At 69.8% G+C, this 12,803-nt stretch carries 10 protein-coding genes and 1 tRNA gene; 3 read left to right on the top strand and 8 right to left on the bottom strand.

Annotation, left to right across the window (positions count from 1 at the left end; genetic code table 11):
• Positions 1 to 283: 283 nt before the first annotated feature.
• From ACWDMM_RS27780 to argS, 7 genes are all read right to left on the bottom strand, one after another.
• Positions 284 to 445: a hypothetical protein gene (locus ACWDMM_RS27780; protein WP_449940239.1), complete on the bottom strand. Its 162-nt coding sequence runs from the start codon at positions 443 to 445 to the stop codon at positions 284 to 286.
• Positions 446 to 494: 49 nt separating this feature from the next.
• Entirely contained in the window at positions 495 to 2,579 is a 2,085-nt protein-coding gene (gene rho / locus ACWDMM_RS27775) for a transcription termination factor Rho (protein ID WP_449940237.1), read from the bottom strand.
• A 328-nt stretch (positions 2,580 to 2,907) separates the two neighbouring features.
• Positions 2,908 to 3,861 (bottom strand): homoserine kinase, encoded by a 954-nt coding sequence (gene thrB / locus ACWDMM_RS27770; protein WP_195080601.1) that lies wholly within the window; start codon positions 3,859 to 3,861, stop codon positions 2,908 to 2,910.
• 25 nt (positions 3,862 to 3,886) lie between these two features.
• Positions 3,887 to 5,035 carry a threonine synthase gene (gene thrC / locus ACWDMM_RS27765; RefSeq protein WP_357103603.1) on the bottom strand — a complete coding sequence of 383 codons (1,149 nt, stop codon included), beginning with the start codon at positions 5,033 to 5,035 and terminating at the stop codon, positions 3,887 to 3,889.
• A complete protein-coding gene (locus tag ACWDMM_RS27760) occupies positions 5,032 to 6,387 on the bottom strand; it encodes a homoserine dehydrogenase (RefSeq protein ID WP_195080600.1) in 1,356 nt (451 codons plus the stop codon). The genes thrC and ACWDMM_RS27760 overlap by 4 nt, the downstream gene beginning before the upstream one ends.
• Entirely contained in the window at positions 6,384 to 7,805 is a 1,422-nt protein-coding gene (gene lysA / locus ACWDMM_RS27755; RefSeq protein WP_195080599.1) for a diaminopimelate decarboxylase, read from the bottom strand. Before lysA ends, ACWDMM_RS27760 begins: the two co-directional genes overlap by 4 nt.
• A gap of 61 nt (positions 7,806 to 7,866) precedes the next feature.
• Positions 7,867 to 9,525, bottom strand: a complete 1,659-nt coding sequence (gene argS, locus ACWDMM_RS27750; RefSeq protein WP_195080598.1) for an arginine--tRNA ligase — start codon at positions 9,523 to 9,525, stop codon at positions 7,867 to 7,869.
• Between the two features lie 92 nt (positions 9,526 to 9,617).
• Here argS and ACWDMM_RS27745 point away from each other — a divergent pair, with 92 nt between their 5' ends.
• From ACWDMM_RS27745 to ACWDMM_RS27735, 3 genes are all read left to right on the top strand, one after another.
• Positions 9,618 to 10,538: a DUF3105 domain-containing protein gene (locus ACWDMM_RS27745; RefSeq protein WP_195080597.1), complete on the top strand. Its 921-nt coding sequence runs from the start codon at positions 9,618 to 9,620 to the stop codon at positions 10,536 to 10,538.
• A gap of 467 nt (positions 10,539 to 11,005) precedes the next feature.
• Entirely contained in the window at positions 11,006 to 11,674 is a 669-nt protein-coding gene (locus tag ACWDMM_RS27740) for a DUF305 domain-containing protein (RefSeq protein ID WP_357104110.1), read from the top strand.
• A 106-nt stretch (positions 11,675 to 11,780) separates the two neighbouring features.
• Positions 11,781 to 11,853, top strand: a tRNA-Arg gene (locus ACWDMM_RS27735).
• Positions 11,854 to 12,087: 234 nt separating this feature from the next.
• Here the strand turns inward: ACWDMM_RS27735 and ACWDMM_RS27730 are convergent.
• Complete coding sequence (locus ACWDMM_RS27730) at positions 12,088 to 12,771, bottom strand: hypothetical protein (protein WP_357103608.1); 684 nt, start codon at positions 12,769 to 12,771, stop codon at positions 12,088 to 12,090.
• Positions 12,772 to 12,803: the final 32 nt, after the last annotated feature.

The raw sequence follows: 12,803 nt of genomic DNA, 5'->3' as shown, positions 1-12,803 counted from the left end.
AAACGCCCCCGGCGAGCGGTTTGTTCCCGCCCAGGTACTCCCCCACCGTTCGCGCCCCCGGAAGTCCGGGCACGCGAATCCGCGCCGCCTCCGGGACCCTGAAGTCGGGTAGTCCGCTACTCACGAATATGAACGAATTCGTTCATAGAGTTGCAGACCTGGTGCACATCGGCGTGCCGAGACAGGAAGGAGACCCCGTGAACATCCGAATCGCGGCCGCGATTTTCGTTCTACTGACTCTCTCGGTCGCCATCGGTGTATCCGCACTCCCCGACCTGGCGAACTATCCCGCGCCGAAGAACGCCGTGTACGTCCAGACCTCGGAATCCGCCACTCCCGATCCCGACGGCGGGGCCTGCGGACTGATCTTCGCGGTCCTGATCGGCGGCGCGGCCACGGTGGGCCTCGTCTTCTTCGCTCCCCAGACGCCGAAAGGGTCCCGCATCAGCGGGACCCTTTCGGCCGTTGTCACGGCGACAACCTGGCGGGACTGCTCACTCGTCGAGCGCGCCCGGCGCGGTCTTGCTCACTTGCATCAAGAACTCGAGGTTGTTCTTGGACTTCTTCAGACGGTCGATCAGCAGATCGATCGCCTGGTGCGAGTCCAGGCCGGACAGCACGCGGCGCAGCTTGTGCAGTACCGCCGCCTCGTCGGGGCTGAGCAGTAGCTCGTCCTTGCGGGTACCGGACGGGTTGACGTCCACCGCGGGGAACACCCTGCGCTCGGCGATCTTGCGATCCAGTTTGAGCTCGGCGTTGCCGGTGCCCTTGAACTCCTCGAAGATCACCGTGTCACCGGTGGAACCGGTCTCCACCATGGCGGTGGCGATGATCGTCAGCGAGCCGCCGTTCTCGATGTTGCGTGCCGCGCCGAGGAACCGCTTGGGCGGGTACAGCGCGGTGGAATCCACACCACCGGAGAGGATTCGGCCCGAGGCGGGCGAGGAGTTGTTGTACGCGCGCCCGAGCCGCGTGATCGAGTCGAGCAGCACGACGACGTCCTTGCCCATCTCCACCAGGCGCTTGGCGCGCTCGATGGCGAGTTCGGCGACCGAGGTGTGGTCCGACGGCGGACGGTCGAAGGTCGAGGCGATGACCTCGCCCTTCACCGAGCGCTGCATGTCGGTGACCTCTTCCGGACGCTCGTCGACCAGCACCACCATCAGGTAGCACTCGGGGTTGTTGGTCGCGATCGCGTTGGCGATGTCCTGCAGGATCGTGGTCTTACCCGCCTTGGGCGGCGACACGATCAGGGCGCGCTGGCCCTTGCCGATCGGCATGATCAGGTCGATCACCCGGGTGGTCAGCTTGTTCGGCTGGGTCTCCAGCCGCAGGCGCTGGTTCGGGTACAGCGGAGTGAGCTTGCCGAACTCGGGACGGCGCTTGGCCGCCTCGACGTCGCCGCCGTTGACCGTGTCCAGCCGCACCAGCGGATCGAACTTCTGGCGCTGGTTGGACTGCTCGCCGTCGCGCGGGGCGCGCACCGCGCCGGTGATCGCGTCGCCGCGGCGCAGGCCGTTCTTGCGGACCAGGTTCATCGACACGTAGACGTCGTTCGGCCCGGCCAGGTAGCCCGACGTGCGGACGAAGGCGTAGTTGTCCAGCACGTCGAGGATGCCTGCGACCGGCTGGAGGACGTCGTCCTCGCGGATCTCCAGCTCGCGCGACTCGCCGCCACCGCCACCGCCGTCACGGTCGCGCCCACGACGACGCTCACGGAAGCGGCGTCCGCGCCGTCCGCGACCGCCCTCTTCGTCGTCACCGCCGCGGCCGCCCGCGCTGCCGTTCTGGCTCTGCTGGCCGCGCTCGCCCTGGCCGCGCTCGCCCTGGCCGCGCTCGCCCTGGCCACGGTCGCCCTGACCACGGTCGCCCTGACCACGGTCGCCCTGACCGCGATCGCTTTGCCGGTCACCCTGGCCGCGGTCGCGGCGACGCTCGCCGCCCTGCTCGGCGTCCTGCTTCTGCTCGTCGGCACGGGTCTCGGCGGGTGCGGACTCGGTGGCGGATCGCGCCTGGTCACGGCCGCGCCGCTGCCGGCCGCGGCCACGCTGGCCGCTCTCCCGGCCGGACTCTTCGGTGGTCTCGGTCGCCGTGGACGGCGCCGCGTCGGCGGCGGGCGCGGCATCGGCGGGGGCCGTCTTCGCCGGGGCGGGAGCCTCGCTGGGCGCGGCGGAGGCCGCGGGCGTCACATCGAGGGTCGCCTGCTCGGCCTTGGCGGGCGCCTGCTGCGCTGCAGCGGCGGTCTTGGCGGTGGCACCGGCCTTCGCGGGCGCGTCGGCCTTGGCGGTTGCCGCGGACTTGGCCTCGCTCTTGGCGGGCTTCTCCACCTTCGCCGCCTTGCCCGCGGCCTGATTTTCCTTGATGGCGGCGATCAGATCGCCCTTGCGCATCCCGGAGGTGCCTCGGATACCGAGCTCCCCCGCGAGCGCGCGCAGTTGCGGCAACAACATTCCAGTCAGCCCCGATCGTGCGACGTCGGTGTGTTCGCTCATCTTCGAAATCTGTCCGGATTCACTTTCGCGCTCGCCCGTCGGGCTCGATTCCACGCCGGGTGTCGCGAGCAGGTCCGTATCTGTCACGGAAATCCTTTCCTTCCCTCGATTGCCGTGTGCTGTTTCGAGGGTTCGTCCCGCAGCCCGGGCATTCTGCCGGACTGGGATGCGTCCGTCCGGGCGCTGTGTGCCGTATCACCTGCCCCGCCGGCCCGGCGGCTTCTCCACCGTTGGTGAAAGGTGGGGAGAGATCATTCCAGTTGCGCAGCTACGCAGCACCCCCATGGCCTGGAGGCTCGAGCCTGGAGCCTGCTGGAGCGATTGCCCTGATGAAGCACCGGCGTCTGATGCGCACGATGTACGGACCTGCCCAGAATAGCTGTCCATTGCGAATCTCGGCAAGACAGACTCGCCGTCAGTCGACCAGGACGCCTTCGGCGATTCCCGGCTCCACCACGCGCAGGCCGTCGGCCGCCGCCAGTTCGCGGAGTTCCGCGGGAAATTCGCTGGTCCCCAGGGCCAAGATGGTCGGTCCCGCCCCGGAGACGGTGGCCGCGAGGCCCGCCGTGCGCAGGCGGGTGATCCAAGCGGTGGTCAACGGTAGCGCGGGAGCACGCTGGGCCTGGTGCAGCCGGTCCGCGGTGGCGGGAAGCAGCAGGTCGGGACGCTGGGTGAGCGCCACGACGGCCAGCGCGGCGCGACTGACGTTGAACGCCGCGTCGCTGTGCGGCACGACGTCGGGCAGCAGGCCGCGGGTGTGCGCGGTGGACGAGCGCTCCTGCGGGATCAGCACCACCGGGCGCAGCGCCGCATGCGCCTCCAGCCGCACCGCGCGGTAGACGCGACCGTGGTATTCCGTGCCGGGGGCCTCGTCGGCCGGGTGATCGGTCTCGGTCCAGGAGACCACGATCCCGCCGAGCACACTGGCCGCCGCGTTGTCCGGATGTCCCTCGAATTCCGCGGCCAGCTGCACCATTCGGTCGGTGGACGTGGCCAGCGCCGGGTCCAGCTTCGCGGCGAGGGCGCACCCGGCGGCCAGTCCGCCGACCACCGCCGATGCCGAGGAGCCGAGTCCGCGGGAATGCGGAATCACGTTGCGGCACACCACATCGAGGCCATCGGCCCACACCCCCGCCGACTCCAGGCCGCGCTCGATCGCGCGGACCACGAGATGCGAAGGGCCCCAAGGCACATCGTCGGCGCCCTCGCCCTCGACCCGGATGGTGAGCCCGGAATCGGTGGTGCGCACCTGGATTTCGTCGTAGATCCCCAATGCCATACCCAGCGAGTCGAACCCGGGACCGAGGTTCGCCGTGGACGCGGGCACCCTCGCGGTCACGGTCAGACCAGCGGGCAGCGTCGCGCTCATGACCTGGCTTTCGCGCGAATTCAACTCAGGCCAGCTCTAATTCGGCGGCCACCGCGACCGGGTCGACGGCGATCGGCTGCACCTGCGGCATGCCCGACAGCGCGGTGTCGGGGTCCTTGAGGCCGTTGCCGGTCACGGTGCACACCACGGTGAGCCCGGCGTCCAGCCAGCCTTCCTTGCGTGCGGCGAGCACGCCGGCGACACTGGCCGCCGACGCGGGCTCGACGAACACGCCCTCGGTGGCGGCGACCAGGCGGTACGCGTCGAGGATCTCCTCGTCGGTGGCGGCGCGGAACGCGCCACCGGACTGCTCCTTGGCCTCGACGGCGCCGTTCCAGGAGGCGGGCGCGCCGATCCGGATCGCGGTGGCGATGGTCTCGGGATCCTTCACCGGGGCGCCGTTGACCAGCGGAGCCGCGCCGGCGGCCTGCACGCCGAGCATGCGCGGCAGCCCGCCGGTGACGCCGTCGGCGTAGTACTCCCGGTAGCCACGCCAGTACGCGGTGATATTGCCCGCGTTGCCGACGGGGAGGGCGTGCACGTCGGGGGCCTTGCCGAGCACGTCGCAGATCTCGAAGGCCGCCGTCTTCTGGCCCTCGATGCGAGCCGGGTTCACCGAGTTGACCAGGCCGATGCTGGGGAAATCAGCGGTGACCTTGCGGGCGAGCTCCAGGCAGTCGTCGAAGTTGCCCTGCACCTGGATGATCTTCGCGCCGAGCATCACGGCCTGGGCCAGCTTGCCCATGGCGATCTTGCCCTGCGGGATCAGCACGGCGCAGCTCATGCCGGCGCGGGTCGCGTACGCCGCGGCGGATGCCGAGGTGTTGCCCGTGGACGCGCACAGCACCGCCTTCTGGCCGCGGTACTTGGCGTCGGTCATCGCCATCGTCATGCCGCGGTCCTTGAACGAGCCGGTCGGGTTCAGGCCCTCGACCTTCAGGTACACCTCGCAGCCGGTGATCTCGGACAGGTGCGGCGCAGGCACCAGCGGCGTTCCGCCCTCGAACAGGGTGACCGGTTCCCAGTCGGCCGCGCCCGCGAGGCGGTCGCGGTAGGCCGCGATCAGGCCGGGCCAGCGTGAGTGCGCTCCGGCCTTGGGCGCGACGCCAGGCGTGTGCCCACCGCTGTCCCGGCCGCCGCCCCTGATGGAGTCGCTACGCGACGCTGTGGTCATTCTTCGGTGCCTTCCAATCTCAGAACGCTGGTCACGGATGTGACGGATTCCATTTCCGCCAGTGCGGCCACGGTGTCCGCGAGCGCCGACTCCACGGCGTGGTGGGTCACCACGACCAGGCGCGCACCCGAGCCGTGCCCTTCTTGACGGACGGTCGAGATGCTCACCCCGTGTGCGGCGAATTCGCCCGCCACCGCGGCCAGGACCCCAGGGCGGTCCTCGACCTGCAGGTTCACGTGATAGCGGGTGGGCGTATCGCCGATCGGCGCGATCGGTAGCTCAGCATAAACCGATTCGCCGGGAGCGCGACCCCCGTAGAACTTGTTCCGCGCCGCCATCACCAGGTCGCCGAGCACGGCCGACGCGGTCGGAGCGCCGCCTGCGCCCTGCCCGTAGAACATCAGCCGCCCGGCGTTCTCCGCCTCGACGACCACCGCGTTGAACGCGCCGTTCACCGCGGCCAGCGGGTGCTTGCGCGGGATGAGCGCCGGGTAGACGCGCACCGAGACGCGCTCTTTGCCGCCGTCCTCCGGTCCCGGCTCACCGGGGCCTGCGTCCACGCGCTCGCAGATGGCCAGCAATTTCACCGTGCAGTCGAGCGCCGAGGCGGTCTCCAGGTCCTCCGCGGAGATCCGCGAGATGCCTTCGCGGTAGACGTCGGCGGCGGTGACCCTGGTGTGGAACGCCAGGGAGGCGAGGATCGCGGCCTTGGCGGCGGCGTCGTAACCCTCCACGTCGGCGGTCGGGTCGGCTTCCGCGTAGCCCAGGCGGGTGGCCTCGGCCAGCGTCTGCGAATAGTCCGCGCCGGTCTCGTCCATCGCGGAGAGGATGAAGTTGGTGGTGCCGTTGACGATGCCGACGACCCGGTTCACCCGGTCGCCCGCCAGCGACTGGATCAGCGGGCGCACCACGGGGATCGCGCCCGCGACGGCGGCCTCGAAGTACAGGTCGGCGCGGCTGGCTTCGGCGGCGGCGGCGAGTTCGCCGGTGTAGTCGGCCAGCAGCGCCTTGTTCGCGGTCACCACGGATTTGCCCGCGTTCAGCGCGGCCAGGATCAACCGGCGCGGCGGATCGATGCCGCCGATCACCTCGACCACCAGGTCGACGTCGGGACGGGCGACCAGTGCGTCCGCGTCGGTGGTCAGCAGCTCGGCGGGGATGCCGCGGTCGGTGTCGAGACTGCGCACGGCCACACCGCGCAGCACCACCGGCGCGCCGACGCGGGAACGCAGGTCCTCGGTGTGCTCACGCAGGATGCGCACGACCTCGGTGCCCACATTGCCCATGCCGAGGACCGCGACCCCGATCGGGCGATCGGTCCCCCACACGCCGTTCTTCGCGTTGGCCGTCACGCTTCCACCTCCAGGCTGAGCAGGTCCGCCACCGTCTCCCTGCGCAGGATCAGGCGCGGCTGTCCGTCCCGCACCGCGACGACCGCGGGGCGGGTCAACTGGTTGTACCGGCTGGACATCGAGTAGCAATACGCGCCGGTGGCGGCGACGGCGATCAGGTCGCCGGGGCCGACGTCGGCGGGCATCCAGGTGTCCCGGATGACGATATCGCCGCTCTCGCAATGCTTTCCGACGACGCGCGCGACCACCGGCCCGGCCTGTGACGACCGCGAGACCAGGCGGCAGTCGTAGTCGGCTTGGTACAGCGCGGGCCGGATGTTGTCGCTCATGCCGCCGTCGACGCTCACGTAGCGGCGGCGCAGGCCGCCGTCGAGCGAGACGTCCTTGATGGTGCCGACCTCGTAGAGCGTCACCGTGCCCGGGCCTGCGATGGCGCGGCCTGGCTCGACCGCGATCGTCGGCGTCGGCAGCCCGGCGCGTTCGGCTTCGGCGGCCACCAGTTCGCGCAGGTTCGCCGCGAACTGGTCCAGCGGCGGCGGATCGTCCGACGGCAGGTACGAAATGCCGAGTCCGCCACCGAGATCCAGCGTCGCGATCTGCGCGGTGCGCTCGATGCCGAACTTGTCGATGGCCTCGCGCAGCAGGCCGAGCATGCGCCGCGCGGCGATCTCGAAGCCGTCGATCTCGAAGATCTGCGAACCGATGTGGCTGTGCAGGCCGACCAGGCGCAGGTTGTCGGCGTCGAAGACGCGCGCGAGCGCCTCCATCGCGTCGCCGCCTGCGATCGAGAAGCCGAACTTCTGGTCCTCGTGCGCGGTCGAAATGTATTCGTGGGTATGGGCTTCCACGCCGACGGTGACCCGGACCAGCACGTCCTGCACCACACCGGCGCGGGCGGCGACGGCTTCCAGGCGCTCGATCTCGATGAGCGAGTCGACCACCACGTGGCCGACGCCGGCCGACACCGCGGCTTCCAATTCCTCGACGGACTTGTTGTTGCCGTGCAACGCGATTCGCTCGGCGGGGAAGCCCGCGTGCAACGCGATGGCCAATTCGCCGCCGGAGCAGACGTCCAGCGAGAGGCCCTCGTCCCGGATCCAGCGGGCGACCTCGCCGCACAGGAAGGCCTTGGACGCGTAGTGCACTCGCGCGTTCGCCCCGAACGCGCGGACCATGTCGCGGCAGCGGGAACGGAAGTCGTCCTCGTCCACCACGAACAGCGGCGTGCCGAACCGCTCGGCCAGCTCGTACACGGGCACGCCCGCCAAGTGGACCACGCCCGCGTCGTCCCGGGTGGCGTTGCGCGGCCACACGTTCGCGGGCAGGTCGATCATCTGCTTCGGATCGCCGGGACGCTCCGGCAGGTTCGGGGCGTGCGGAATCTCGGCATGCCGTGGACCGGCGGGATGCACGCTCATAGCTGCCCCTCGCTGCGCTCGCTCACTGTCGCTTCCTTCCTCGCTCTGGTCGACCGGCCGGTCACATGCGCTCCGGCGCGCTGACGCCGAGCAGGCCGAGGCCGTTGGCCAGCACCTGTCGCGTGGCGTTGACCAGAGCGAGCCTGGCCGCGTTCGTCGGCGAGACCGGGTCGTCGCCCAGCGGCAGGACGCGCAGGTTCTTGTTGGTCTGGAATCGGTGGTACGCGCCCGCCAGTTCCTCCAGGTAGCGGGCCACCCGATGCGGTTCGCGCAGGCTCGCCGCACTGGACACCACCCGCGGGTACTCACCGAGGGTGCGGATCAGTTCGCCCTCCTCCTCGGCCGACAGCAGCGCGAGGTCGGCGGTGACGGAGTCGTAGTCGAACTGCGCGGCGTTGCGCGCGATGGACGCGGTCCGCGCGTGCGCGTACTGCACGTAGTAGACCGGGTTCTCGTTGCTCTGGCTGGCCCACAGGTTCAGATCGATGTCGATGCTCGAGTTCACCGACGAACGCACCAGCGAATACCGCGCCGCGTCCACGCCGATGGCCTCGACCAGGTCGTCCAGGGTCACCACGGTGCCCGCCCGCTTGCTCATCTTCACCGCGACGCCGTCGCGCAGCAGGTTCACCATCTGCCCGATCAGCACCTCGACCGTGGCCGGGTCGTCGCCGAACGCGGCCGCGGCGGCCTTCAGCCTGCCGATGTAACCGTGGTGATCGGCGCCGAGCATGTAGATGCACAGGTCGAAGCCGCGCGCCCGCTTGTCCTGGAAATAGGCGATGTCGCCTGCGATGTAGGCGGCTTTGCCGTCGCTCTTGATGACCACCCGGTCCTGGTCGTCACCGTATTCCGAGCTGGCGATCCACCAGGCGCCGTCCTTCTCGTACAGGTCGCCGGAGTTCTTCAGCCGCTCCACGGCCTGCTCGACAGCGCCGGAGGCGAACAGCGAGCTCTCGTTGAAGTAGACGTCGAAGTCGGTGCCGAACTCGTGCAGCGACTCCTTGATGTGCGCGAACATCAGCTCGACGCCCTCGGCCCTGAACAGCTCGAGCCGCTCGGCCTCCGGCTTGCTCAGCGCGCCGGGGTTGGCGGCAACGATCTTGTCGGCGATCTCGCCGATGTAGGCGCCCGCGTAGCCGTTCTCCGGGGTCGGCGCGCCGGTGGCGGCCGCGACCAGCGAGGCGGCGAACCGGTCGATCTGCGCGCCGTGGTCGTTGAAGTAGTACTCGCGCACCACGTCCGCGCCCTGCGCGGCCAGGATGCGGCCGAGCGCGTCGCCGACCGAGGCCCACCGGGTCCCGCCCAGATGCACGGGGCCGGTCGGGTTCGCCGAGACGAACTCGAGGTTGATCCTGGTGCCCTTCAGCGTCTCCGCGGTGCCGTACGCCGCGCCCGCGGCGAGCACCCGCTCGATGATCGCGCCCTGCGCGGAGGCCGCGAGGCGGATGTTCAGGAATCCCGGCCCTGCGACCTCGGCCGCGGCGACGCCGTCGGCCTCGGCCAGCGCGTCGGCCAGCCAGGTGGCCAGGTCACGCGGCTTGGTTCCGGCGCGCTTGGCCACCTGCATCGCGACGTTCGTGGCATAGTCGCCGTGTTCCGGGTTGCGGGGACGCTCCACGGTGACCTCGTCGGGCAGGACCGCGGGGTCCAGTCCGCGTTCGACAAGCACCTTCGCCGCGGTGGAGCGAAGGAGATCTGCAAGGTCAGCTGGAGTCACGAGTCTCTATCCTATGGTCTTGGCGGGTGTACACCTCGGGTGGGCACTGCGCAGCCAGCGGATCCATCCACGTCGAAAGAGCACACTGAGCGATGCCTAGCAGTCCCAGCGCCAAATCGGCCAAGGCCGCCAAGGCCGCGGCGAAGTTGTCGTCTCCCCGCAAGCGGGGTGGACAAGGACAGCTTCCGAAGAAGAATCGCCAGATTCCCTGGTTGGCCATCGGCGCGGCCGTAGTAATCATCGCATTGATCGGCGCGCTGGCTTACAGCCTGGTCCCCAAGTACCGGGAAAAGGCCGACCTGGACAAGTACACGCCGAGCGCGCAGAAGAAGGATCCGTCCGACGGGATCGCGGGCGTGGTGAAGAAGGAATACCCCGCCGGGCTGCACATCGGCTCGAACCAGCGCGTGGCCTACGACCAGGCCCCGCCGTTCGGCGGCCCGCACGACCAGTCGTGGGCGACCTGCACCGGCGTGGTCTACGACAAGCCGATCCGGGTGGAGAACGCGGTGCACTCGCTCGAGCACGGCGCGGTGTGGATCACCTACAACCCCGACAAGGTGGACGCCGACGGCATCGCGACGCTGAAGGCGAAGGTCGAGGGCAAGCCGTACACGCTGATGTCGCCCTACCCCGGCCTCGACTCCGCCGTCTCCTTGCAGTCCTGGGGGCACCAGTTGAAGCTGGACAGCCCCGACGACAAGCGCGTCGGCCAGTTCATCACCGCTCTGCGGCTGAACAACTACACCTACCCCGAGGTCGGCGCGGACTGCTCGACCATCGTGTTCGACACCGACAACCCGCCGCCGTTCGACCCGACGCCGCCCGGCCCCGACGCGGTGCCGATGGACGGCAAGGGCGCGCAGAAGGATCAGACCGAGCTCGGCGGCATGCCTGGGGGTCTGCCGGGTGTGCCCGGCGTGCCCGGTCTTCCTGGGCTTCCCGGGGTGCCCGGCGCTCCGGTGCCGGTGCAGCCCGCGCCCGTGCCGCCCGCGCCCGCCGCGGGGCAGTAGTGTCCGGCGATCGGAAGGGTGCGGAGTCCGCGAGGCGCGAAGCTGTCGGGGCCGGGGAAGCATCCGGAGGGTCCAAGGCTCGCGACAGTGTGTCCGGGGATCGCTCAGGGTCCACAGCATCCAGGGCTCATGAAGTCAGCGGGGCTGAGGATCGGGCAGCCTCCGCAGTGTCCGGGACTCTTGACGCTGGCAAAACCAAGGATCGCGCAACGTCCGGCGCTCCTGACGTCAGCGGGTCCGGGAATCGCGAAACTGCCGGGGCCGGAGATCGCGCGACACCCACTGCGTCCGGTGCTCATGAATTCGGCAAGACCGGCGATCGCGCGGCCTCGAGATCCGGCGATCCAGGAGCCTCCACTGGCTCCGGCGGCGAAGCACCCGCCGGATCAGGCGATCGCGGAGCCGCCGTATTTGGCCGGGAAGCGACGGGCGGAGCCGGTGACCGCGAAGCTCCGGCGGAGTCCGGCATCGGCGGGCAGTTCCGCCGCCAGCGCACCGCGCTGCTGACTCTCGGCATCATCGGCGCCATCCTGATCGGGTTCGCGATCGGCGTGCTCGCCCGGATACCGCTGAACGGTTCCGCCGAGCCCGACCCGGGCCCGGTCGACGTCGGCTTCGGCCAGGACATGTCGGCGCATCACGCCCAAGCCGTCGAGATGGCGGGTGTGCTGCTGGTTCGCTCCACCGACACCGAGGTACGGCGCTTGGCCTACGACATCCTCACCACCCAGCAGAGCCAGATCGGGCGCATGCAGGGCTGGCTGCAACTGTGGGGCGAATCCGCGCAGAGCGTCGACGGGTTCATGGGCTGGATGGCCGAGCCGATGGGCGGCCACGACCATTCCGGCGCCGGCATGCCCCACCATTCCGGCCCGGTGTCCACCATGCCCGGCATGGCCACCCCCGCCGAACTCGCCGCGCTGCGCCAGGCCACCAGCCCCAAGCTGGACACGATGTTCCTGCAGCTCATGCTGCGCCACCACCAGGGCGGGCTGTCGATGATCGACTACGCCGCCCAGCACGCCGACACCACCGCGGTGCGCACCCTCGCCGAGACCATGGCCACCACCCAGCGCGGCGAATCCGACCTGATGACCACCATGCTCACCGCCCGCGGCGCGGCCCCTCTCCCATAACCCGAAAACCCGCCGCCGTCCGCGCTTTTTGGCGGACGGCCGCCGATACGATAGGCTGACCCAGCCCGATCGGACCGCCATTCCGGCCCCGACCGAGCCCTATCCCGCCCTCGTAGCTCAGGGGATAGAGCGTCTGCCTCCGGAGCAGAAGGCCGCAGGTTCGAATCCTGCCGAGGGCACCGAGCGAAGGCCCCCGACCAGACCGGTCGGGGGCCTTTCTCGTCTGGAAGCTCAGCGCTGTGGGCAAGAGGTGGCCGAGACGATGGCCCATGGCGATATCCGATCCGGTGACAGATGAGCGGTGCGTCTTCGGGGCGGTTCCATGGCGATGCTGCGAATGCCGTTGTCATAGGAAAAGGGCTCCCTGGACGGGAGCCCTTTTCGGATGGTAGGTGCCGTACGCCGCGCGACGGTTATGGCAGGGGTTCGGTGGGTTTGCCGGTGGAAGTGAGGACGCCCGCGTTGGTGAGGTAGGTGAAGGCGGGGGCCGTGAGGCCGGGCTCGAGGAAGTAGAAGTGGGCCTTGGTGACGGCGCCGTTCTCGGTCGCGTCACAGAGGGCGTGCAGGGCGGTGGGGTCGACGGTGCGGGCGATCAGTTTGCCCGCCTCGTAGTCCATCTCCACCCAGTTCGCGTGGATGGCGGCGCTCATGACGCTGCCGGTGAAGTCCTCCCGGTCGGCGGCGGCGCTGAGGCTGATCTCGAGGCCGTCGTCGAGGTCGGTCGGCGCGTGCTGCCAGCGGCCGAACTCCCACCAGCGCACGAAGCTGACCGGGCCTTCGACGCCGCCGGGCAGCTTCGTCGTCGGTTCCACCGAGCGCACCCAGGCGGGCGCCGCGGCCAGCGGGTCGTAGGAGGTTCCGGCGACCTCGTTGTCCTCGTCTCGCCCGAATAGCAGCGCGCGCTCACCGGGGTATCTGACCAGCGAGTACCAATTGCCCTCGCCGTCGTCGTTGATCAGCCGGCCGCCTTCCACTCTGGCCGTCTGCCCGATCTCCTGTCCGCTCGCGGCCCGATCGGTGTGCGTGGCGCAGGTGATCACGTCCAAGACGGTCACGCGCGCCCACAGCACCTCGGGATGCGGCAACTGAAATCCCATGCCGGGCAACGTATCACCGGCCCCCTACGCCG

Source organism: Nocardia sp. NPDC003726 (assembly GCF_053586955.1).
Note: the sequence above shows the minus strand (reverse complement) of the source record. Positions and strands in the feature narration are given on the sequence as shown.